The sequence below is a fragment of the Acinetobacter sp. PC34 genome (genome assembly GCF_051789135.1).
Lineage (GTDB): Bacteria > Pseudomonadota > Gammaproteobacteria > Pseudomonadales > Moraxellaceae > Acinetobacter > Acinetobacter johnsonii.
Window position 1 is genome coordinate 1858208 of the sequence record NZ_CP196664.1, and the last position, 23437, is coordinate 1881644.

Annotated in this window: 15 protein-coding genes and 2 pseudogenes; 5 read left to right on the plus strand and 12 right to left on the minus strand. The window is 42.0% G+C overall.

Annotation, left to right across the window (positions count from 1 at the left end; all coding sequences use genetic code 11):
- Positions 1–10 precede the first annotated feature (10 nt).
- Genes ACSC9N_RS09030 through ACSC9N_RS09040 form a run of 3 tightly spaced genes read right to left on the minus strand, consistent with a single transcriptional unit; the run spans position 11 to position 4003 of the window.
- The gene (locus ACSC9N_RS09030; protein ID WP_058952063.1) at positions 11–1141 is read right to left on the minus strand and encodes an ABC transporter permease; all 1131 of its coding nucleotides are present in this window, start codon (positions 1139–1141) and stop codon (positions 11–13) included.
- Positions 1142–1151: 10 nt separating this feature from the next.
- A complete protein-coding gene (locus ACSC9N_RS09035) occupies positions 1152–2963 on the minus strand; it encodes an ATP-binding cassette domain-containing protein (RefSeq protein ID WP_395475186.1) in 1812 nt (603 codons plus the stop codon).
- 17 nt (positions 2964–2980) lie between these two features.
- Positions 2981–4003, minus strand: coding sequence for an HlyD family efflux transporter periplasmic adaptor subunit (locus ACSC9N_RS09040; RefSeq protein WP_010326542.1), 1023 nt, complete (start codon positions 4001–4003; stop codon positions 2981–2983).
- 110 nt (positions 4004–4113) lie between these two features.
- Here ACSC9N_RS09040 and ACSC9N_RS09045 point away from each other — a divergent pair, with 110 nt between their 5' ends.
- Positions 4114–4749, plus strand: a complete 636-nt coding sequence (locus tag ACSC9N_RS09045; RefSeq protein WP_004693547.1) for a CerR family C-terminal domain-containing protein — start codon at positions 4114–4116, stop codon at positions 4747–4749.
- Here the strand turns inward: ACSC9N_RS09045 and ACSC9N_RS09050 are convergent.
- Positions 4740–6494, minus strand: a complete 1755-nt coding sequence (locus ACSC9N_RS09050; RefSeq protein WP_010326541.1) for an amidohydrolase — start codon at positions 6492–6494, stop codon at positions 4740–4742. The genes ACSC9N_RS09045 and ACSC9N_RS09050 overlap by 10 nt on opposite strands.
- A 153-nt stretch (positions 6495–6647) precedes the next feature.
- On the minus strand, positions 6648–7532 hold the full coding sequence (locus ACSC9N_RS09055; protein WP_010326540.1) for a LysR family transcriptional regulator: 885 nt from the start codon (positions 7530–7532) through the stop codon (positions 6648–6650).
- Positions 7533–7640: 108 nt separating this feature from the next.
- On the opposite strand from ACSC9N_RS09055, the gene ACSC9N_RS09060 reads away from it, so the two are divergent.
- Together ACSC9N_RS09060 and ACSC9N_RS09065 are read left to right on the plus strand one after the other, a co-directional pair.
- Positions 7641–8216, plus strand: coding sequence for a chromate transporter (locus tag ACSC9N_RS09060; protein WP_439036025.1), 576 nt, complete (start codon positions 7641–7643; stop codon positions 8214–8216).
- The gene (locus tag ACSC9N_RS09065; protein ID WP_010326539.1) at positions 8213–8728 is read left to right on the plus strand and encodes a chromate transporter; all 516 of its coding nucleotides are present in this window, start codon (positions 8213–8215) and stop codon (positions 8726–8728) included. The genes ACSC9N_RS09060 and ACSC9N_RS09065 overlap by 4 nt, the downstream gene beginning before the upstream one ends.
- Before the next feature lie 147 nt (positions 8729–8875).
- Here ACSC9N_RS09065 and ACSC9N_RS09070 read toward each other — a convergent pair whose 3' ends face one another.
- Entirely contained in the window at positions 8876–10249 is a 1374-nt protein-coding gene (locus tag ACSC9N_RS09070; protein WP_010326538.1) for an efflux transporter outer membrane subunit, read from the minus strand.
- Between the two features lie 41 nt (positions 10250–10290).
- Here ACSC9N_RS09070 and ACSC9N_RS09075 point away from each other — a divergent pair, with 41 nt between their 5' ends.
- On the plus strand, positions 10291–11223 hold the full coding sequence (locus tag ACSC9N_RS09075; protein WP_004637176.1) for an IS5-like element ISAha1 family transposase: 933 nt from the start codon (positions 10291–10293) through the stop codon (positions 11221–11223).
- Positions 11224–11298: 75 nt separating this feature from the next.
- Positions 11299–11532: pseudogene (locus tag ACSC9N_RS09080) on the plus strand (EamA family transporter); the annotation flags it as partial.
- Between the two features lie 136 nt (positions 11533–11668).
- Here ACSC9N_RS09080 and ACSC9N_RS09085 read toward each other — a convergent pair.
- The 6 genes and pseudogenes from ACSC9N_RS09085 to ACSC9N_RS09110 form a co-directional block, all read right to left on the minus strand.
- Positions 11669–12856 carry an HlyD family efflux transporter periplasmic adaptor subunit gene (locus ACSC9N_RS09085; protein ID WP_010326536.1) on the minus strand — a complete coding sequence of 396 codons (1188 nt, stop codon included), beginning with the start codon at positions 12854–12856 and terminating at the stop codon, positions 11669–11671.
- Positions 12853–14988, minus strand: a complete 2136-nt coding sequence (locus ACSC9N_RS09090) for a type I secretion system permease/ATPase (protein ID WP_010326535.1) — start codon at positions 14986–14988, stop codon at positions 12853–12855. The genes ACSC9N_RS09085 and ACSC9N_RS09090 overlap by 4 nt, the downstream gene beginning before the upstream one ends.
- Complete coding sequence (locus tag ACSC9N_RS09095) at positions 14985–16601, minus strand: TolC family protein (protein WP_010326534.1); 1617 nt, start codon at positions 16599–16601, stop codon at positions 14985–14987. The genes ACSC9N_RS09090 and ACSC9N_RS09095 overlap by 4 nt, the downstream gene beginning before the upstream one ends.
- On the minus strand, positions 16598–17683 hold the full coding sequence (locus ACSC9N_RS09100) for a tetratricopeptide repeat-containing glycosyltransferase (RefSeq protein ID WP_004980250.1): 1086 nt from the start codon (positions 17681–17683) through the stop codon (positions 16598–16600). The genes ACSC9N_RS09095 and ACSC9N_RS09100 overlap by 4 nt, the downstream gene beginning before the upstream one ends.
- A 91-nt stretch (positions 17684–17774) precedes the next feature.
- Positions 17775–22646 (minus strand): beta strand repeat-containing protein, encoded by a 4872-nt coding sequence (locus tag ACSC9N_RS09105; RefSeq protein ID WP_439036026.1) that lies wholly within the window; start codon positions 22644–22646, stop codon positions 17775–17777.
- A pseudogene (locus ACSC9N_RS09110) lies at positions 22647–23412 on the minus strand (IS5-like element ISAba31 family transposase).
- Between the last annotated feature and the right edge of the window lie 25 nt (positions 23413–23437).

Here is a 23437-nt window from a genome sequence, read left to right on the forward strand (position 1 = left end):
TTTCCTTTCGTTAGCCCAAGCGCTTTTTCAGTGTACGCGCGGTCATTGCTGTGAATAGCACGATATAAATCAATAAAATGCCACACTCTTTGAGCCACAAAGACCAATCATCACCACCGAGTAATAGAGTTTTAATCAAAGTCATATAGTGCGTTGCAGGTAAAACATTGCTGACGATTTGCACAATTAGCGGTAGGTTTCGTGTGTCGAACACAAAACCTGAAAGCATCAAAGCGGGCATGAAGCTGGCAAGCAGTGCCATCTGACTGGCTTGAAACTGACTTTTTGATAGGCCTGAAATCATCAGCCCCAACAGTAACGACACCATTAAATATAAAAAAGAAGCGCTCATGACAGAGAGCAGTGATGCGCGAATGGGTACATCAAACAGAACATGTGCTGCAACTAAGCACATCACAATATCAATCATCCCAATCACGATATAGGGCGCCAGTTTTGAAAGTACAATTTCTAGAGGACGTACGGGCGTAACATATAATGCTTCTAAAGTGCCACGCTCGCGCTCACGTGCAATCAGCAAACCTGTTAAAAATGCTCCGACCAAGCTCAAAATCAAGACAATTAAACCCGGTACTAAAAACCACGTACTATTTGCGGACTCGTTAAACCACATACGTTGTTCAACCGTGATGACGCTACCCACCGAAGCTGCATTTGTTCGGTCTGCTTGTATCAAACTGGCGGTATTGAGCGCACTGGTAATATAGCCCTGCAAGGCCGAAGCAATACTGGTCGAACGGCCATTGGTAATGACCTGAACAACACCCTCTCCATTTGTATATTGCTCCGCAAAGTTGCTGGGTATATTGACGATGGCATCAATTTCAGCCTTGCCTATTGCGGCTTCAGCTTGGCTAAAGCTTGGATAGTGCTTGACGGTAATGTATTTAGAGCCGTTTAAGCCACTCATCAGTTGCTGACTCTGTGGCGTGGGCTGTTGCTCCACAACCCCAACTCGTCCGTTGGTTAAGTCGAAAGACAGCCCATAACCAAACAGCAAAATTAAAATAATCGGTAGAATGAAACCGATCGCCATACTACTTTTATCACGAAGCAGCTGTTTGGATTCTTTACGTGTCAAGGCAAACAGTCGTGTCCAGAAAGCTGAGAAATGATTCATCTGACGCTCCTCAGTGAGCCTGCATGTCCGCACGGGACTGTTCAACGATGGCAATAAAAGCGCTATTCATATCGTTTACACCCTCTAATTGTGCCATCCCACGAATCTGTTGAGGTGTGCCAATCGCCAACAATTTCCCTGCATCTTGAATCGCAATCCGATCACAATATTCAGCTTCTTCCATAAAGTGTGTGGTCACAATAATGGTTATGCCTTGGTTCGCTAGCTCTCCAATGGTGTACCAAAAAGAGCGCCTTGCTAACGGATCAATACCACTGGTCGGTTCATCTAAAAATACAATTTCAGGCTGATGTAACAGTGCTGCTGCCATCGACAAACGCAGTTTAAAACCATTTGGTAGATCACCGCTTTTTGCGTATGGCTTAATTTCAAATTGGAGCAACGCTTTATCAATTTGCTGCTTTAACTGTTTGCCCGATAAGCCATAAGCGCCACCAAAGAATTTTAAATTATCCAACACGCTCAAATTGCCATACAGGGCAAACTTCTGCGATACATAACCAATTTTTGCCCTTGCCTGCGCACGAGCTGTACGTAAATTCATGCCTGCCACTTCCAACACACCACTGCTGGCGGGCAGTAAGCCACAGAGCATACGAAACGTCGTGGTCTTACCTGCACCATTAGGGCCAAGTAAACCAAAAATTTCGCCTCGATACACATCAAACGAGGTACTGGCCACGGCGGTAAAATCACCAAAGGTGCGTACCAAATCCTTCACCACAATCACAGGTTTTTCAAGCTGCTGTTTTACACTCTGCTCTGTTTTCACTTGTGGTGGATCAGAGTTTTCTATCAAAGTTATTGAAGGGTCTAAAGCTAAATTTTCCTGTGCCAATACCATTTTTTGAGTATGCTTCGCCACATGTAAAAGCAACATAAATGCATCTTCTAATTCTGCTGGCCTCTGTTCCGCAACAAGGCCTTTGGGTAACAGATCTGTAGGAAGTGTTGAGCTTTCAGTTCGCGTAATAAAACGCACTACATCTCCTTTGGGCACTGTATCGGCAATATAATATTGATTATCAAGTAAATGTGCTTGTAACACCCGCGCCTTCATGTCAGGTCTGGGTTTTACTTGCCATGTTTGTCCCTGTGCCTGAGCCGTCAGCTCGTCGGGTGTACCTTGCTTTAAGACTTGCCCATCCAACATGACATAAACCTGATGACAGCGCTCAGCTTCATCCATATACGCCGTACTGAGAATGACACTCAGGCTCTCCTCCCTCACCAATTGTTCAATGATGATCCACAAATCACGGCGTGAGAGTGGATCGACACCGACACTTGGCTCATCCAACAGCAATAGTTCAGGTGAACGGACTAAAGTGCAGACCAAACCTAACTTCTGCTTCATACCCCCAGAGAGTTTTCCTGCGGGACGTTCAGTAAAGCGCGCCAAGTCGGTAATCTTGAGCAAACGTGCAAAACGCTCCTTGCGAACGTCCACTGGCACGCCATGCAAATCCGCATACAAGTCTAAATTTTCTTGAATACTGAGGTCTTCATACAAACCAAACTTTTGCGGCATGTAGCTGATACGATCTTGCACAAATTGCGGGTCTTTGGCGACATCCATTCCTAAGACTTTTAAGCTTCCAGTAGTTGGCTCATATAAACCTGCGATCAATCTTAAAAATGTAGTTTTACCTGCACCATCAGGCCCAACCAAAGCCGTCAATTGTCCTGTTTTGATCTGCATATTTATGCCTTGCAAAGCCTGCACATCATCCAAACCTTTTTGTTCTGCTTTAAAGGTTTTGTTTAAATCCGTGGCAATCACAATGCTCTCTACTGACATCGACATATTCCCCTGCCTTAAGGATTGTTCGTGGCCATTGGGCGAGATGATTTGGCTATGTTCACCGTCACAGGTTGTCCCATCTTCAGTTGGTCATTCGGGTCATCGACATAAATACGGACTTCATAAACCAAAGTCGTGCGAATATCTTCGGTCTGTACCGTTTTCGGGGTAAATTCCGCGACAGATGAGATATAACCAATTTTTCCTGTGATGGGCTGATTCGGTTGTGAGTCACGAATAACTTGTGCTGCTGCGCCCATGTTGATATGCCCAAGATCCATTTCATTGGCATAAACACGCACCCATTTAGGATGGATCAGGGCAATGGTATAGACGGACTTGTTTGAAGTCGTCATGTCACCAACTTCTTGTAAACGTGCACGAATTACGCCATTCACAGGTGCTTGCAGCTGACTTTGTGTAATTTGATAATCAATCAAATCAAGATTGGCTTTGGTCGATTCATATTGTGCTTTAGCCGCTTCACGATCTTCTGCGCGTGCACCTTTCAAAAGTAGCTCTAGGTTGGCTTTTGTTTCACCTACGGCCGCTTCCGCCATTTTCATATTGCTTTTTGCAGCATCAACCTCTTGCTTACTCACCGCTTGACCCGCAGTACTCCGATTCAAGACATTTAAACGTTGGTATTGTTTATCGGCATTTTCAAATTGGGCTTGGGCAGACTGTACTTTCGCTTTCGCTTGGGTAATCTCTTCAGGTCGATTGCCCGCAGCTTGTTCATTTAAGGTTTGCTGTTGAACTTGTAACTGCGCTTGGGCTTGCTGTGCTTGTATAGTCAGCGAGTCAGTATTCAGTTCTGCAAGAACCTGACCTTTTTGAACGCGATCACCTTCTTGAACAGCCAAGCTTTGAATACGCCCAGCCGTTTCAAATGCAAGCGAGACTTGTCGAATATCAACATTGCCATATAGCACCAGATGATCGGGATCGGCTTTGTCTCGACTGAACCACAACAATGCAGCCGCTACAGCAATGAGCAACACCCCAACCAGCAGTATGAACTTACTTTTGTTCATGCACACCAAACCTTCGCTTAGTTTTAATACAAGTTTAAATTTAATTTAAACTATAACAATTCAGTTAAGAAAGATATACTTCAAGTCTAAATTTTGATGCAGAGTAAATAATGTCTAGAGCTGGACGTAGCGATGGTGATTTAACCAAATCGAAAATTTTGGATGCTGCTGGCCGCCTAATTGCTCAGGATGGTTTTGCAAAAACCACGAGTAAAGCTATTGCCAAGCTGGCCGAAGTCGATTTAGCTGCCATTAACTATCACTTCGATGGTCGTGATGGCTTATATCGTGCCGTACTTGCCGAAGCACATACACATTATATTGATGAACAAGAACTCTTGACCTTGCTTAACAGCTCTAAAACGCCCACTGAAAAACTGGAAGCTTTTTTTGAAAGCCTGATCGGTAAACTGGTTGAAACCGATGTCTGGCACAGCAAAGTGTTTGTTCGCGAACTTTTTTCACCGACTACCCACCTATACACGTTTATGCAAAATGATGGTGCGCGAAAGTTTCTTTTGGTTAAAAAAATTATTAGCCAAGTTTCAGGTATCGATGAAAATCATCCTGCACTTTTGCCTTGTGTACTCAGCACCGTCGCGCCTTGTATGATGCTGATTTTGGCAGATGCAAATGGTCCAAGCCCTCTTAAAAATGTCTCCAAGCTTGAACCTGCACTTTTAGTCAAACATCTCATGACCTTTTCAGTCGCAGGTTTACAAGCCGCTAAACAACTTTATCTTTGATAAACCAACTGTCCTTGCTTATAAGTTGCAAGGACTTTGATATCTTTGATTTTAGACGGATCAATTGTGATTGGATTGTCACTTAAAATAACAAAGTCACCGTATTTCCCTGTACTTAAAGTGCCTTTAATATCTTCTTCAAAATACTGATATGCAGCCCAGTCCGTCATCGTTTTAAGTGCGATATACGGGCTGACTTTTTGTGCCTCACCCAAAACTTTGCCTGTTCGCGTGGTGCGATTAACCGTTGCATCCAACACCATCATGCTTTTCGGTGGGATAACAGGAGCATCGTGATGCTCGGTGAAAATCATGCCTTTTCTTAAGGCTGAACCTGTTGGTGAGATGTGTTCAGCACGCTTTTCACCTAAGGTTTGTGCCACATGCCAATCCCCCCAGTAGTAGGTATGCAAAGAAAAGAAGGATGGAATCAAATGAAGCTGCTTTGCTCGATCCAGTTGATCCTCTCGCATAGTTTGCGCATGAATAATGACATCTCGTCGCTGTGAGGCATCATATTTCTTTTGCGCATTGGCAATCACATTGAGGTATTGATCAATCGCAGCATCACCATTGGCATGTGCCAAAATGGGCCAATGCTGCCTGAAAGCCAAATCAATCATGTGCTGGACTGTTTTTTGCTCTGGAAATGCAGGATAGCCACGATAGTTCTTATCTTTCCCTTCAGGCGGAACCACATAGGGTTCAGTTAACCATGCTGTTTTACCTTGGGGTGAACCATCTAAGCTAATTTTCACGCCACCAATTCTAAAGTGATTGACATAGTTTTTGCTTACTCCTTTTTCAAGCATATATGCCTGTTCTGAACTGATATCAGGATAAGAGACGACATCAATCGCTAATTTGTTTTGATTAGCCAAACTGCGCCAAAGTTCTGAAGTACCACGATCAGCTCGTCCTTCTTGTACCGTGGTGTAACCATTTTTCATATAAGTCTGTACCGCAGTCAACGCCATCTGCTGCATCATTTCAGGTGGGACCGTTTTAAACGCCTGTAGCATGGCTTCAATCACAACACTTTCTTCCAGTACACCATTTGGAATATTTGTCCCGACTACTCGTCGAATCACACCACCACTGGGGTTACTACTTTTTTCATTAATGCCTAACAACTCTAGCACTTTGTGATTCACAGAGGCCAAATGTCCAGACTGATGCAAAATCAGTACAGGTTGAGTCGTTGAAATCTGATCTAAATCTGTGGCTGTTGGATGAGCTTTCTCTTGTAGCTGGGCATCATCATAACCATTGCCAATAATCCAGCCAGAAGTCGCTTGGACAAAGGTTGGCTTTTGCTTCGCCCACGCCTTCATTTCTTGGATAAGTGTGGCAATACTCACCACCTTGCCATCTGGCGGCGGATATAAATTTGCCACAGTTTGCTGCATACCGACAGAGTTTAAATGACTATGTGCATCGATGATGCCAGGGATGACGGTCTTGTTATTCAAGTTTAAGCGTTTCGCCTGTGGCGCAAGCTTTTCAGCCTCAGACAATGGGCCTGTATAACGGATCTTTCCATCTTGAATTATCATGGCATCGACATAGCTGGGCTGCATGCCTTGCATGGTTAAAATGTGGCCACCATAGACCAATAAGGCATTTTGCGCCTGTTGTTGTGTGTTTGAAGCGGTGCTAGACAGACTGGTTGCACAACCACTCATCATTACCACAGTGGAAGAAAGTAGAGCCGTGAGTGCAAAAGAAACCTTATTAAAAAGCATGGGTTAAACACCCCATATTGCTAAATATTATATTTTGCTCCGTACGAGCATTCGTTATAGTTATAAAACTTTAAATACAACACATCATCACTCTACCTTAGCACTTTAAGCCAGCTCTTGTCAGGCAGAATAAAGTGCTCAATATTCAACGAATTATTGCAATAACTTTAAGATGTGTTGCAAACGGACATTGTCTATATTTTCTTTATACACTGCATAAATCGGCGCAATACATGGGTTATTGGCCTTAAGCGTTTTATAAACAATCTGCTTATTCCAAAAGTCACGAATGGCCTCAGGCACGATGGATAAACCAATCCCTGCAGCAATCAAGTTTAAGCTTGAGGTTAAACGTGGCGCTTCTTGTACAATTTTGGGACTAAATCCAGCTTGGTAACAACTGGCCAAAATATTATCGAATAAATCTTGTCCAGCTAAACGTCGGTATAACACAAAATCATGCGGTTCAAGATCCAGCAAGTGAATCGGTTCGGCTTGTTCAGCCAAAGGATGATTGTTGGGTAAAGCCACAATGAGCGGTTCATCTAATACATGTAGACTGGTTAAACCAAGGCCAATCGGTGCAGGTTTGCGTAAGAACACAATGTCATTTTTTTCATTACTAATGGAGTCTATCAGCGAGCTACTGCCATCTTCTTCCAGATGAATTGAAACACGTGGAAAAGTTTCCCGAAAGTTACGCAGCAAGGCCGGTAAAAAAGGATGTAAGCCAACCGAGTTGGTAAAGCCAATATTAATCTGACCTTCGACCCCCAAAGAAATATCCTGCACACGTTTAGGAATTAACTGTGCATGCGCCAATATCGCAAGGGCTTCTTTGTACAATACCTTGCCCGCCTCCGTTACCTCAACACCACGCGGCAAACGCTTTAGCAGTTGTGTATTCAACTCTTCTTCCAAGCTTTTGATAATCCGTGTCAACGGTGGTTGTTGCATATTCAAACGAACAGCTGCATGCGAAATATTACTTTCTTCTACCACTGCAACAAATGCTCTGAGTTTATGGATATCGATCATGTCTGCCCTATTAAACATACTTTTTCAGTATATAAAACGTCAAAAATAGCATTTTTCAACATATCTCTACAGGTTCATACTGGGCACATTCCACAAAAGGCGAAAGACATGAACACTGAAGTGCTCCCTGCTGAACAAATAACCCATCCAACTTCACGGGAATTATTTGCAGGCTTTATGAAGCTGGGACTCATGGGCTTTGGTGGCGTATTGCCACTTGCACATCAAATGGTTGTAGTAGACCAAAAATGGCTCAACACGGAAGAGTTCACGCACTTATTGGGTGTCTGTCAAATCCTCCCTGGAGGAAACATCATTAATATGGCCGTTGCCATTGGTTATGAGTTTCAGGGGGTTAAAGGTGCGATTAGTGCCGTTCTCGGGTTAATTTTTGCACCGACGGTGATTGTGATTTTACTGTATCAGCTCTATAGCCAATTTCAAAGTATCCCCGTGATTCAGCACATGATACAGGGACTGGCAGCGGCAGCAGCAGGTTTACTATTTGCGATGGGGCTAAAAATGCTGAAACCCATTCTGAAAAGTTACCTCACGATCTTTACCATTGCGCTGACCATTGTCTTTATGCTGATCATTAAGATTCCCTTGGCATTAACGTTACTGATCTTAGTGAGCATCAATGTCGCAGTCTTAAGCTTGAAAAAAAGAGGAAAAAACGCATGATTTTACTCACCTTAGCTATCGTTTTTACCCAGCTTTCTATACTGGCCTTTGGTGGTGGCAATGCCATTTTGCCAGAAATGCAGCATCAAGTGGTTGAAGTGCATCGTTGGCTTACTGCCACAGAGTTCAGCACCATGTTTGCCATGGCTCAAGCGGCTCCGGGCCCCAATATGATGATTGTGCCACTGGTCGGTTGGCATGTGGCTGGACCTGCTGGACTGTTCGTGACTTCATTGGCAAAGTTTGGGCCCTCTTCTATACTGACTGTATTTGCACTCAAGTTTTGGAACCAGTTTAAGGATCATCCACTACGCAGCATGTTTGAAAAAGCACTGAAACCGATTACCGTCGGCTTGGTTTTGGTCAGTGCATATATTATTGCCGCAGCATCTGCTCAGAACTGGTTACTTATCGCGATCGTTATCGTTGCGACAGGGTTAAGCTTAGTGAAAAAAATTCATCCACTGTGGGTCATGCTCTTCGGGGCAGTGTCAGGCGCACTGTTTTTATAAACGGTGTGTCATAAAAGTTCGTGTTCAATAGTACATACTATCTATTTTATTATTACTTTCAAATACATAGTATAAGCCTTGCATCTGAAAACCAAGATGTAAGGCTTAATGGTTTGGTCAATCACCGATTGAAAAGAAAGCAAGTGTTTAGGAAATATTCCCACCCAAAGCAGTCATTAATTGCGCTGTATTTTTTAATTGCATTTGTTGTAACTCTAATGTGCTCTGTTCAGCTTGCAGCCTTAAATTCTGCGCCGTGACCACTTCCAAATAACTGACTAAACCTGCGTTATAACGTCGCATCACTACTTGTTCATTTTCTTTAGTTAGTTGCAGTAACTGAGCTTGCTCCAGTTGTTGTTGTTTCAAACTTGAAGTTTGCATTAAAGCATCATCAACTTCCTTCCAGCCCGTAAGTACAGCTTGCTTATAGGCTGCTAATTTTTCATCATAACTTGCCTGCGCTTGGGCAATTTCAGTTTGCCGTTTTCCACCATCAAAAATAACCGAAGCCGCTTCTAGTCCCGTAGACCATAAATATGCAGGGGCTTGGAACAACTGACCCAACACTTGACTATTTAAACTCGCATTAAGACCAATATTAATATCTGGCAACCATGCCGTTTGTGCTAAACCCAACTGTGCATGTGTACTCGCAAGCTCCCGCTCTGCACGAATCACATCAGGACGTTGCATGAGTAAGCGACTTGGTAACTGTGCAGGTACAGTAGGAATACTCAAACCTTGCTGACGTTTCACCAGTTGAAACTGAACCACACTTTTACCCTGTAAGACCGCCAGCACATTTTCCTGTAAATTACGTTCACGCTGCATTTCAATCTGCTGTATTTGCACTTGTTTCAACTGCGTTTCTGCCTGTATAACATCTGCCCGCGCAATCATCCCTGCTGTATATTGGTTTTTTAAAATTTGCACTGAACGCACGTAACTTTTTTGGGTTTGCTGCAATACATCAAGTTGCGCATCCAAAACACGAATGTTCCAATAAGCCTCAGTCGCCAATAACTGTTGATTCAGTTTCACTGCGGCTAAGTCCGCCTGCACCGCTTCTAAATTTGCCTGTTGTCCCTTTATCGCTTTCGCCACACGTCCCCAAACATCAGGAATCCAGCTGGCCTGAACCCCAGTACTAAACTGACTATTTGGAGAGGTATGCTTTGCGCCATTACGCTTGGCAGCACTTTCTAAGCTTAGACTGGCAGAACGACTGGCTTTTTGCTGCTCAAGTAAAGCATTGGCTTGTCTATAACGTGCCTCGGCCTGTTTCAAATTTAAGTTTTCTGCATTTAACTGTTGCAGCAGTTGGACTAAAACGGGGTCTTCATAAATTTTCCACCATGCGACTGTCGCTCCTTTTAAGCCTGCGGTTTCTGTCCAATTGAGCGCAGCATATTTATATTGCTCATCCGTGTGAATCAGCGGTGTTTTATATTCGGGAGGACGTATGACAGCTGTAGAACTACACGCAGTTAACAACAACACACAACGGCTTTGTTGCACAAACCTATCTCTAAAGGCTTATTCCACAATATAATTCTCAAATGAATAAGCCCACACCTAAAATCTATCGTACAACCAATTGGTCTTCTTATAACAGTGCATTAATAAATCGAGGAAATCTCTCAATTTGGTTTGATCCCAAGACTCAATGGTACGCTCAACCCAAAGGTAAACATGGTCGAAATCAAACTTATTCAGATACAGCCATCCAATGCTGTTTAATGATCAAATCCTTATTTCGTCTTTCTTTACGCATGGTCACTGGCTTTGTGCAAAGTCTCATTCATCTTTGTAGATTAGATTGGACAGCACCAGACTATTCCACCATCTGCAGAAGACAAAAGCATATTGATATTGCAATTAACTATCAAAAAAGCAGTAATGGTCTCCAGCTACTCGTCGATTCTACTGGCTTAAAGTTTCTAGGCGAAGGTGAATGGAAGCGTAAGAAACACCAACCTGAATATCGTCGCCAATGGCGTAAACTTCATATTGGTATAGATGCTGAAACCCTTCAAATACGCGCTATTCAACTCACTACAAATAATGTGAGTGATTCACAAGTGCTTGGTGATTTACTCGATCAGATTCCACAAGATGAGCAGATTGACTCTGTCTATACTGATGGGGCTTATGACACCAAGCAATGCCGTCAAGTAATTGCAGACCGACAAGCACATGCGGTGATTCCGCCAAGAAAAAATGCGAAACCTTGGAAAGATACAAAGACCAGCTCGCTAGAGCGAAATGAATTACTTCGAACAGTTAAACGTTTAGGAAGAACAATATGGAAAAATTGGTCAGGCTATCATCGCAGAAGTCTGATAGAAACCAAGATGCATTGCATCAAATTATTAGGCGATAAACTCCGTGCGAGAAACTTTCAAAGCCAAGTCAATGAGATTCATGCACGTGTGGCCGTATTAAATAAATTTACAGATTTAGGTCGACCTCACACCCAAGTTGCCACTTAAATTTAGATAACTTGGAAGAAGTTTAGCTTTTGAATGTTTGTGCAACAAAGCCGTTTTGAACTGCAACCCACCATTTATTTAGTCCTTGCAGCCTTTGCAATGGGTATGGGCTATGGCGCATGGAATATTGGTATATTGCATGGCAATGTCACGCTCTTGGCTGCTGCGTCGTATTTTATTCCTGTATTTTCCGCTGTAGTTTCCGCCTTCATTTTAAGTACCCATTTAACTTTCAGTTTTTGGCAAGGCGCGTTGATGGTCTGTCTTGGCGCTCTACTCTGTTGGGTTTCGACCAAAACCAAAGCTTAAATGATTCAAAACAGCGTCTCTTTCAAGCCAATTTTCAGCGCTAATCCTTATGTTTTAAACCAGTAACTTAATAAAAAAGCCAACGCATGTGATCTCATCGTTGGCTTTGTATTGTTTTAAACAAAGTGGATGGATATTAGCGTTCACGCAGTGCTTCTTTGGCTTTGTTAAACGGTTTAATTAGATAGTCCAACACAGTCTTATGCCCCGTTTTAATATCCACGACTGCCACCATACCCGGTGTAATGTTAAATTGTTTACCCTGCTTATTGATGAGTTTATCTGAATCTGTACGGATATAAGCACGATAATAGAACTGATCTTGTTTGACTTCGTCTCGTAATGTATCTGGTGAAATGACCGTCACTTTTCCATGCAAACCGCCATAAATTGAATAATCATAGGCCGTCACTTTCACCAAAGCTTCTTGGTCAGGTCGAATAAAAGCAATATCGCGTGGCGAAATGCGGGCCTCAATTAAAAGCTGTTCATCTAAAGGAACGATGGTCATCAACTTTCCATTTTGTGGAATGACACCACCAATGGTCATGACATCAATTTCTTTGACAATGCCCCGTACAGGTGACTTAAAAACAGTGCGCTGTAAGGTATCCGTTTTGCCTTTAATCACCTGTGCTTGAGTTTCAATATCAATATTGGCTTTGGCCAATTCTTCCCGTGCTTTCACATAATATTGATTGCGAATATCGTTCATCTGATTTCGAAGGTCATTGGCCTCTCGTTTCAAACGAAGCACCTCTACTTCACTAGCTGCCCCTTTTGCGACAAGGGGCTCTGTCATCGCAAGCTCCTGTTCCACCAAAACCAAAGCCTGACTTAAGCCAGATACCGAATCATTTAAATTCGAACGGCGAGATTGATATAATGCAGTTTCTTCACTGACTAACTTAGGTATTTTTAGCACATCTTCTGGAAATACCAAGGGAGTAGCGTTGACCTCCGCACGAAGTCGTGCAGCAGTCGCTTTTGACGCAATTAAGAGTGATTCTGACTCACCTACATTTGAAGCAAAACGCGTTGGATCTAGCTGTGCTAGAACTTGTCCTTGCTTTACAATTTCCCCTTCACTGACATACAGTTTAGTTAAAATCCCGCCTTCTAAGGATTGAATCGATTGTTCTTTAGATGATGGAATGACTTTACCTGAGCCTGTAGAGACTTCTTCTAATTCAAAAAACCATGCCCAAGCCAACAGCACAAGTAATCCAATACAAATCACCCAAATGAACTTGCTAACACTCGGTAAAGGCGGTTGAAAGTTGAGAGCAGAAACGCTTTTTTTACTAGATTCCGTTTGACTCATGACTTCAACACCTCAGCAGTTTTTTGTTGTTTTGATTGATTTAGAATCTGATCTCGTGGTCCATCCATTACAATCTTTCCGTCGTTCACCACAATAATCCGATCGACAAGTTCTAAAACCGCACGACGATGCGTCGCAATAATCATGGTTTTTGGTCTTAACCAGTGCTTTAAATGATCAATTAATTGTTTTTCTGTGACTTCATCTAAAAATGACGTTGGTTCATCGAGCAGTAAAATATTCGGCTGACAAATCAACAAGCGCGCCATTAACAAAGCCTGACGTTGCCCACCTGAAAACCCAGTACCACCTTCTAAAATTTGAAAATCAAGCCCTTCCTTTTTAGCTTGAATAAAATCGAGTGCACCTGTAATTTTTAAGACATTTAAAATTTCTTGATCACTGGCCAGAGGTGCTCCAAGCGTCAAATTCTCTCGAACTGTGCCAAAAAAGAGATGTGCATTTTGATTGAGCAATCCCATATCTCGCCTTACATCTGCGGGATCAATCAGTCTTAATTCCAGTCCATCGAGTTTAATTTTGCCTTGTGTGGGTTCTTGCATCCCCGATAACAACTGTAATAAGGTCGATTTACCTGCACCATTTCGTCCAAGAATCGCAATTTTTTCGCCAGCTCTTATGACCAATTTAGCAATGTGTAAGTTGGGCTTTTCATCTCCATCACTGTATTTAAAACTAACGTCTGTTAAGTCATAATCACCATTGATCACAGGTCGATGAATTAAATGTGCCCGCTCAGGTTGATCAACAGCACGTTTCATCAGTTCATCTAGACCTGTTTTTGCAACTTTTGCCTGTTGTAAGCGCCCAAGTACCCCTGCAATTTGGGCTATAGGTCCAAGCATGCGAGAAGACAGCATCGAACATGCCACCAATGCCCCCGTTGTCATTTCACCTTTCATGACCGCAAAACACCCCACTAACACGACAACAGCAAAGGTCAACCCTTGAATCTTCTGTGTCCATGCATTCAACACACCCACCAACTTTCTCTGACGCATGGAAATATCAGCAGAAATTTCATTCATACGGTTCCATTGATTTTGAAAGCGAGACTCAGCTCTAAGCAGTTTAATGTCTTCAATACCCTGTACCACTTCAACGAGCATGGCATTACGAATCGCACCTTCACGCATACCTTCTTTAGCCAATTTTGCTAAAGGCTTTTGAATCAGTAGACCCGGCAAAATCATCAAAGGAACAACCACAAGCATGACCCAAAACAGATTGCCGCCAATAAGCCAAAAGATTACTAAGAACATTAAGAAAAAAGGTAAATCGGCAATTGCTGAAATGGTGGTTGAAGTGACCAGTTCACGAACCCCTTCTAATTCTCTAATTTGAGAAATAAATGTCCCTGTTGATTTTGAGCGTTCTTTATTTTTAATGCGTAAAGCATGACCAAAGACCCGATCCGATATCTTTAAATCTGCTCTTTTACCAATAATGTCAGATAAAAAAACCCGTGCAACGCGTATCGAAAACTCAAAAATTGCCGCAATTAATACTCCACCTGCCAGCACCCACAACGTTGGGATTGACTGTGCTGGAATGACACGGTCATAGACATTCATAGAAAAGACGACGGTTGCTAATGCAAGGATATTCGCCATTAAAGAGGCAAACATAATGTCGATATAACGTTTCCAGTCTTGTAATACAATGCCCCAAAACCAACTGGCTTCATAAGGCTTGATGTATTCATCAACCCGGACATCACTCACCGATTTTTCAGGTCGAATGATATAAACAAAGCGAATATGTTCTTGTAGTTTCGTAATGGTATAGGTTTGTGTAAGCCCTGCGTCAGCACTAAATTGGATGCTGATATTGCCTTCTGAATCTGCTTTTTCAATTACAGCAACTTGTCCATCCGATAACTCGACAACAACAGGTAATAACCATGGATTGAGCAAATCTTGACTGAATGGTACTTGACGTAAACTCATCCCCAGTTGACGGGTCATGAGTGTCAGAGTCTCTACAATAGAATCACTTTGATTCCAGTTGAGTTGCAAACGCAGTTGTTCTTCTGATGTTTCAATACGATAGTGCTTTGCAATACTAAGCACTGCTTTTAGCCATGGTTGGTAATTTAATGAACTGCTCATGACACCACCTCAAGTCCCTGAATAGGCGTATTATTTAATTGATAAACAGCTCTACTACGGCCAGTAATTTCAATATATCGAATCAGTGCTGTATAAATATCATAGCGAGCAGCTTCAATTTCCTGAGCTGCACCATGTATTGCTTGTTCAGCATTGAGCAAGTCAACAACAGTTCGTGTGCCTAATTTATATTGTTCTTGATAGAGTTCTTTGGTTCGTTTTGTGGTTTCACGTCGTTGAGCAAGAACCACCATTTGCTTTTGCTTACTTTCCACTTCTGTCTGAATCAAACGAGTTTGATCCAATACATCTAAATAAACAGTACTGACTTGTGCTTTAGCTGCTTCCTCTGCATAACTAGCAGCACGGTTTCTCGCACTAATCGCTCCACCTTGAAAAAAGGTGCTTGAAGCTTCAAGCATGATAGAATTATAAAAACCATCATCTTCGTTATTATTTGGATTACGACCATTTACCGCCTGACTCAGGCTGCCTTTAATATTTAACGTTGGATAGACATTTAATTTGGTTTGCTGCTTCTGAAATTTCGCAATCTGAACTGCAGTTTGTGCGGCCATCATTTTGGAAACGTTATTAAAATCAATTTCATCGTATAGCCCTGCTTTTTCAACTAAAAAACTGGGCATATTTATATTTACATTTGAAACGTCGTATCCCAATAAAGTTCTGAGTTTTTGTTGATACTGATGTAATTGGGCTTCCTGAACCACCTTGGTCGATTGCGCTGCTTCTAAATTTGACTGCGCTTGAATCGGATCTGCTTGACTACTAATACCAGCTTGTGCACGTAACCGCGCTATTTCGGCGATACGACCAATACCACTAATTTGTTGATCAGCAATTTTTACGAGCTCTTCATAGCGTTTGATGTTCACAATTGCATTGGCTACTTGGTATGAAATATCATCAATTTCAAGTAATAACTGTGCTTGGTCTTGCATCAACTTTGCTTGTTCGACAGTCACAGCACTTTTTATTTTGCCGAAGTCATAAAGCATTTGTGTCGCAGAAATACTAAAAACTTGTCGGCCACGCTCTCCTGTCGTAAAGTCGCCAGTATTAAATCCTCCTGAAATTTGAGGAAAATACTGTGATTTAACGGTATCAATGTTTGCTTGCTGCTGAGCAACTTCCGCAATGCCTTGAGTAATTTCGGGACGACGTTGCAATGCCTGCCGAATCGCATCTAAAAAATCCAGTTGGCTTCTTTTTGTTACAGCGACAGTCCTTACACTACTACTAGGCATGTCAGTCGTCACTGCGGCACTTATTTTTGGTAACTCTTGGACTGACGATGTATTGGTGAATAAACGATTAAAATCATCAATTTTAATCGTATTGGCTTGATCGTCAGGTTTAGGCTGCCATATTTGATTGATTTTACTTTTAACAGAAGATGGTTGTTCTGTATTGGCACTTGCAAATGTCACGGGAAACAATAGAACTAAACTTAAATATAAAGAGGAGTGCCAAAAACCAGAACTCTTAAGCATACAAATAAAATACGTTCTTTTTTCGGCAATAGACCATTTGTTCATTAAAAAGATGGATTCAGATTTTAATTCAGAGCGAATCATTTCCTTTTTTTTCATTTATAAAATTTCTCATTTGCCAACATGCGCACTTGCTGTGTCTTCGGGTACTTTTTTTCTGTTAGCAATTTTTGCATGGCTTCTCCGCCTTGCTTTTTATATGTTTTACAGTAGGTTGCTGAAACAGCCAACTCATCTAATGCCCGCCATTCATAGACACTAGCATCAACAAATAAACCATCTGTTGGTACAGGAATATCAATTGCCTGAACTGCAAAATAACAAGCTAGATCAAAATCTTTTTTCAATCGGTAGTAACGAGCTAACTCGTAAAGTGGTTCTGCACGATGTTGCTTAGCTATCCAACTCTTTAAATATTCATGATGTACAACTCCTTCATCCAACCCCAAACGATCAGCCATTTGAGCTGCACGTAGCTGTGCCATCCAACGTTCTTCTTCCCAACCCTCTGCAGCTGCCCGCTTTAAATAGAACTCTCGACTCTTTTCAAACATCCCAGCATCACGGTAACTTTGTGCCAAATAAAAAACATAGCGTAAATTATCTGGCTCATCTATGAGTCCTTGTTCTAGCAAAGCAATATCATTGAGATATGTATTTTTATTTTTTGCTCGAGCACCATCATGCTGAACAAATATGTTCAAGCCTTCAAGTGTTTGCCAACGGTGTAATTGCTGTGAGTGAAGGTATTCATGTATGACCCCTTTCCAAGTCCATTCTAGAGCTGTAGAAATCATGGCATTGCGTCGATAACGCAAAGCGCCATAAATCACTGGAAAATAATAGGCTTTCGCCGTAAGTGCAGGTAAAACAAAATCTTCAGCGGCTTGTAACTGTTCATCCGCATCAATGAATAAGAGATAATCCGCAGCAGGCAGATCTTCTGAGACTGCAAGCTGTAGTGCCTCTGTACGGTTGTACCCAAAATTTTTCCAAGGCCGTTCATATAACTGCCCAGGAATGTCTTTTAAATAGTCTTGAATAATGTCCTGTGTTCCGTCACTAGAACCGGTATCTACAATGCACCATGAATCTATCCAAGGTTTAACTGACGCCAAACATCTTAAGATGACATGCGCCTCATTTTTAACAATCATATTTAGGCGAATATGCTTTTTCATTTATTACTTATATCCAATTCATCAAATACATAGAGAAGAGATGCTTTGTGTTTAAACCCACAAAGCATCCTTTTTATTCATTTCCTTCTGTTTAGAAAATGATTTGATTATTGTCTAACAGTGTTTTGAGTTGATCCTCAGCAGTAGCACCCAAATCAATAGCATTGATATTATTGAGAACCAAGAGATCTGCTTTACCAAAACCTCCTGCACTGCCATCACGGTCAATTGCAATCACTGCATGTCCATTCACATCAGTTGTCACAGAGATATAGTTACCTATATTAGTCGCAGTCTGTTGCCCATCAAGCAATGCAGAAACATCAATTTTGTCCGCCCCTGCACCGACAGTAAAGTCAGTCCAAGTATCGACTCCATTGCCACCTGTTGGCGCGTTACCTAGATTATCGAGTAGTTCATACAACACGGTGTCGCTACCTAAACCACCTATGAAGGTGTCATTTCCTGACCCTCCAATCAGTAAGTCATTCCCTGCACCACCAATCAGTGTGTCATCACCATCGCCACCACGTAACAAGTCATTGCCTGAACCACCTGTTAATGTGTCATTACCAGCATAACCATATAAACGCACCCCATCGGTTGCGGTAGATTGGTCTAAAGCATCTACACCTGTCGTACCCTCAAAAATAAACTCACTACCATTACTGAAGTTATCCAGTAGGTTGATATTAATTAGACTACCGCCACTCTCCGTTGAGGATGCACCTTGACTATCAATGGCTGTCATTGAAACTGAGTTCAGTACATTTGTAGTTAACAAAGTACCTGTAAGTAATGTGCCATCTTCCGCATGCATTTCAACGGCAGCCAATAACTCATTAATAGCCAAGTTACTAATGGTTCCACCATCTAGTGCCGTAATGATGAGTGTATTGCTATAGCCGAGTAGATTGAGTAAACCACCATCTGTCACTGAGGTCACTTTCAAACCCAGCTCAGTAGCCAACTCTGTACTTACGGTAAAGTAAGCACGTGTTAAGCCAACATTAACTACAGGTTGATAAACCAATTCAACACGTTGCAGGTTGTTGTTTACATCGACAACTGAATAAGCTTGGCGACTTAGATCAAGTAGACCTAGTGCATCTACACCGATTAAACCTAAGAGCGTAGATACTTCTAGGCTAATCTCCGGAGCCACATTATTTGGATCAAAGTTAGGTTGATATTGATTGGCATCCTCTAGACTACCCACGCCTAAATCCACAGTATGGGTATCGGTATCTCCATCGCCATCTTTAACTTCAATACCAATATTAAGCTCATTATCCGTTTTAATGGCATCATAAGTAGCTTGGTCAACCGTTTGCTCCCCAATCACCAATTTTCCAGATTTAAGCAAGTAAGAAATTAGTTCATCTTGAGACGCAAATTGCCCTACAAAGCCAGTTACACCTTCCAGAACAATAACTTGATCTACTCCACCATTTCCTGCTGTGCTGATATGAATTTCTGTATTGCCTGCTACTTCAACAAACGATACATAGTCCCCAATGTTGACTGAACTTGTACCTACTCGGTCTGCATTTGGCAACAACCCGGATAAATCAATAATGTCTCCACCTTGGGCAACTGAACGAATATCAAAATCGATGACTGTATCTCGTGCAGGAGTAACAGTCGTGCCTTGGTCGCCAGACTCCCACTTAAAGACATCACGACCTAGGCCGCCTGTAAGCGTGTCATCACCTTTGCCACCAATAATAATGTCATTACCTGCACCAGCATTAATTGTGTCATTTCCAGTACCACCGCGGATAATGTCAGCAAAGTTACTGCCAGTGATAGTGTCATCGCCATCTAAACCAAAGATTTGAACAGACGATGTCGCACCACTTTGGTTAAGATTGGAACCGTTATCTTTAATCACAGTAGTATTCGACTGGATTCCATCACTAAGTAGCCCTAACTGAATCGTTAAATCTTGAGATTCTGGAGCGCTTAGTGCCCCAGCCTGATCTGTTGCTTGTAGATTTAAAGTAGTGAGTAGATTCAAATTTGAATCAAGTAGATCTAACAAACCACCGCCACTATCTGTTGCTTCAACTGTCCCTAATAACTGATTGACAGCTAATGAGTCAATGACACCATTAGCAGTTAGCGACTCAATGACTAAGCTCGCTTTGAAGTTATTATTATAATCACCCGCAACAGCTGTAACTTTTAAACCTAACTCAGTTGCCATCTGAACATCATAATCAAGAACGAGTTTGCCATTTAATACCTCATTCAACAAGTCAGTTAATGGCTTAACAACTGGTGCTACTATCCCTGCAATTAAACCATTTGGATTTGTAATTAACTGATCTATAAGATCTGTAACACCCAAACCCTCCAAGAGATTAGCAACTACATCTCCTAACCCTAAAATATCTCCTGGAATATTTCTTAATCCATCAACAACGCTATTCAACTGCTGTGTAACCAATACATCTAATGCTGAGCTCAAATTAGAGGTTTCATATCCAACATTCACCTTGGTCAAGTTCTCATTGTTATCCGAAACGGAGAACGTCTGTGTTTGTGAAAGATCTATCACGCCCAATGCATCAGCATTGATAATGCCTCCACCAAGTAAGCCGCCAGCCCCTGCAATGTTTGCCTCAGGCGCTTCATTGACTGCAAGACCTTGACCTGTAACTTCAACAGTATAATTTCCGGTGTCTAAATTCACCGTAATTGTTTCACCACGAGCAGTAGTAACCACTAAAGACGTATCTGAACCATCCACTACAGTATGTGAGGCAACAACACCTGAGTTACCAAAGTCATTAGGTGTTGTCACTGTCGTACCATCATAAGTAAACTCGATACCTTCAATAGTTACTTTACTGACATGTGCTCCCTCAGCATCGCCACCAAAGGTTTCAACAGCAGAGCCACGGTAAGTTTGCGGTACGCTGATATCGAGCGTATCTGCACCTTGTGTAATTTGCTGTGTTAAGTTAGCAGTGCTATCTGTCGCTGCAGTAGGCACACCATCTACAACGTCTAGTATCAATACATCATGCGCAACACCACCATCGAGAACAGGTACAGTAATTGTGATTTTGTCTGCACCAGCCAATGCATGATCCAAACTATGGTTTTGAACAATCGTATAGTCGCCATTGTTATTGATCGTGATACTCAATACTGGTTCTGCAAGACCTGCTACCGTTGCAACAAATGGACTTGCTGCTGTTCCTGCCCCACTCCAAACCACAGCAACGCCACCTACAGCAAGTGTAACTGGGTCACCATTGCCATCCACAGCTGTGACTGGCGCTGTTGCATGATCCATCGTTAGGCTTGTACCTGTTTTAACAGTACTGCCTGTAACAGGTGGATTTAAACCAACTCCTGCAAGTTCAGAGTCATTCAGTACGGCTGGAATATCTAGGGTATAAGCCGCATCAGCCGTTGCAGGTGAAGCATTTCCTGCAGCATCTGTAAATACAGCCTCTACAGATACATTTCCTGCACCATCTGCAAACTGACTACCTGGAATACTGGCTGTCCACGTATTGCCCGTTACTATTGCTGGATAATCCGCTCCATTCACAGTAACTATGACGGTTGTAGTGGCTGCATCAGTTGGAGTCGTAAGCGTTCCTGTAACCGTGATAGTGCCACTCGCCTCGGTTGTGTCAACTACACCATCCACAGCGATAGGCGTATCAATTGAAACAGCGCCGCCTGTTGGTGCAACTGTATCAATTTCGAAAGTTAATGATGGTGACGAAGTCGAAGTATTCCCGTTAGTGTCCGATACCGTGTATGTAATAATATAATTATCATCATCCCAATCCGCTGCTGGGGTATAACTCCACTCACCATCAGGCTGAACGATAATTGGTGTTCCTGCTCCAGTGACTGGTGCTCCATTGACATAAAGGTTAATGGTTTCACCCGGAGCTCGACCAGTCCCTGTAATTTCAGGACGGCTATCATTGGTCACAGAATTATTGGCAATATTTCCAGTTTGAAGCTCAACATCATCTACTGCTGTAGGTGCAAGTGTTGGTGTAGCTGGTGGTAAAACATCGACAACAATAGCATCAGAAATTCGATCTACATTACCCCACTCATCTGTTGCACTAATTTCGATTGGGTTCTGACCTTCACGTACCGAAACATTGACATTTAAAGTTCCATTCGCAACTTCCGTTGCACTCAGAACATATTTGTCACCATTAACAACAACAATGTCTCCAACTTGAGCATCGGCTCCTAAAGTAATTTGAACAGGTGTATTGTTTTTACCATTGAGTTCTTGTCCATTTAGCGTACTGTTGTTATCTAAATCATCTGGGAAATCAATAGACTCCACAATATTACGAGCCGCTCCATCAATCTGCACATCCCTAGACGCATCGTCTAATACACCTCCTGCATCTGATATCGTAACCTGCAACGTTTCTGTTTGCCCTTGAGTGACTGGAACACCAGTAAAGTCAACATACATATTGGCTAAATCTGCTGCTGTAACCGTATGTGGAGGTTGACCCGCTAAAGTAACGATGTCTCCTTCGCGGACATCTGCACCAAGCTGGACGCGTACATCTATTGTGCCACCATTTCCTAGCTCACTGTTATCAATAATATTATTGCCATTCGCATCATTAATGATATTTACATCACCAATATATTGTCCGTCTAGCACTTCAAAGAATTTGAAATCTAGCTCTGTTTGTCCATCCGTATTAGAAGCATCTACACGGATGAAATTCAGACCATCTACTACAGTTACAGGAACGGTTATTTTTAAAGCATCAATTTCAGTTTGAGTTAAGGTGTACAAAGTTCCATTAACAACTATCGTATCCCCAACTTTAGCATCTGCCCCTAAAGTGATCGTGACTGTATTTGTTTGTTGGTCACGAATTTCTCCCTGAGTTAATTTTCCGTTTGTATCGGTATCTGCATTTAATGTAATGCCATTAGGGTCTGTTGACATTTACTGTTCATAATTAACCCTATAAAGGTAGCCATAAAAATATACAGGCTAAAGCAACAGAACTTTGATAATTTCTTTTGAGCTTGTCATATCGAGTAGCTATTCCTCTAAATTGCTTTAATCTACAAAACATATTTTCAACTAAATGCCTGATTTTATATAAATACCAGTCCATATGGTCATTGTTCGATTGGCTATTTGTTTTCTTTGGTATATTCGCTTTAGTCCCTGTTTTCCTGATCTGTTCACGCAGTGGTTCTGAATCATAGCCTTTATCTGCACATACCACTTTTGTCTCTTTTAAATCTAATGTTGATATTAAATCAGGTGCAACTTTAACATCATGTGTGGTTCCATCGGTAATCATGAAATCAATAGGATTGCCATGTGCATCAACAATCAAATGTATTTTTGAGGAGTTTCCTCCTACACCTTTAGAAATAGATTGATTCGCTATGCCGGCAGAATGTTGATGAGCACGTACATGAGAGCCATCAATAAAAATCCACTCCATATCGGGGCATGAGGCTAGTAATTTGAATAATCTAAGTAACTTACCGCTGCTTGACCAACGATTAAAACGTTTGAAAATAGAGTTTGAATGACCAAAACAACAAGGAATATCTCGCCACGGACAGCCTGTTCTAATTCTATAGAGAATAGCTTCAATAAAATTGCGTAAATTTGAGTTGTGGTGAATGGATAAATTACGCAGAATAACTTTCAACTTTTGCCAGTGTTGATCTGTCAGCATGGTACGAGGCATAGCGAATAGTAAAATTGGGTTTGGC

What these genes read in the sequence shown, in the direction of transcription:
- ACSC9N_RS09030 (WP_058952063.1), bottom strand. Translation starts at nt 1,141, where the DNA reads ATGAATCATTTCTCAGCTTTCTGGACACGACTGTTTGCCTTGACACGT.
- ACSC9N_RS09035 (WP_395475186.1), bottom strand. Translation starts at nt 2,963, where the DNA reads ATGTCAGTAGAGAGCATTGTGATTGCCACGGATTTAAACAAAACCTTT.
- ACSC9N_RS09040 (WP_010326542.1), bottom strand. Translation starts at nt 4,003, where the DNA reads ATGAACAAAAGTAAGTTCATACTGCTGGTTGGGGTGTTGCTCATTGCT.
- ACSC9N_RS09045 (WP_004693547.1), top strand. Translation starts at nt 4,114, where the DNA reads ATGTCTAGAGCTGGACGTAGCGATGGTGATTTAACCAAATCGAAAATT.
- ACSC9N_RS09050 (WP_010326541.1), bottom strand. Translation starts at nt 6,494, where the DNA reads ATGCTTTTTAATAAGGTTTCTTTTGCACTCACGGCTCTACTTTCTTCC.
- ACSC9N_RS09055 (WP_010326540.1), bottom strand. Translation starts at nt 7,532, where the DNA reads ATGATCGATATCCATAAACTCAGAGCATTTGTTGCAGTGGTAGAAGAA.
- ACSC9N_RS09060 (WP_439036025.1), top strand. Translation starts at nt 7,641, where the DNA reads ATGAACACTGAAGTGCTCCCTGCTGAACAAATAACCCATCCAACTTCA.
- ACSC9N_RS09065 (WP_010326539.1), top strand. Translation starts at nt 8,213, where the DNA reads ATGATTTTACTCACCTTAGCTATCGTTTTTACCCAGCTTTCTATACTG.
- ACSC9N_RS09075 (WP_004637176.1), top strand. Translation starts at nt 10,291, where the DNA reads ATGAATAAGCCCACACCTAAAATCTATCGTACAACCAATTGGTCTTCT.
- ACSC9N_RS09085 (WP_010326536.1), bottom strand. Translation starts at nt 12,856, where the DNA reads ATGAGTCAAACGGAATCTAGTAAAAAAAGCGTTTCTGCTCTCAACTTT.
- ACSC9N_RS09090 (WP_010326535.1), bottom strand. Translation starts at nt 14,988, where the DNA reads ATGAGCAGTTCATTAAATTACCAACCATGGCTAAAAGCAGTGCTTAGT.
- ACSC9N_RS09095 (WP_010326534.1), bottom strand. Translation starts at nt 16,601, where the DNA reads ATGAAAAAAAAGGAAATGATTCGCTCTGAATTAAAATCTGAATCCATC.
- ACSC9N_RS09100 (WP_004980250.1), bottom strand. Translation starts at nt 17,683, where the DNA reads ATGAAAAAGCATATTCGCCTAAATATGATTGTTAAAAATGAGGCGCAT.
- ACSC9N_RS09105 (WP_439036026.1), bottom strand. Translation starts at nt 22,646, where the DNA reads ATGTCAACAGACCCTAATGGCATTACATTAAATGCAGATACCGATACA.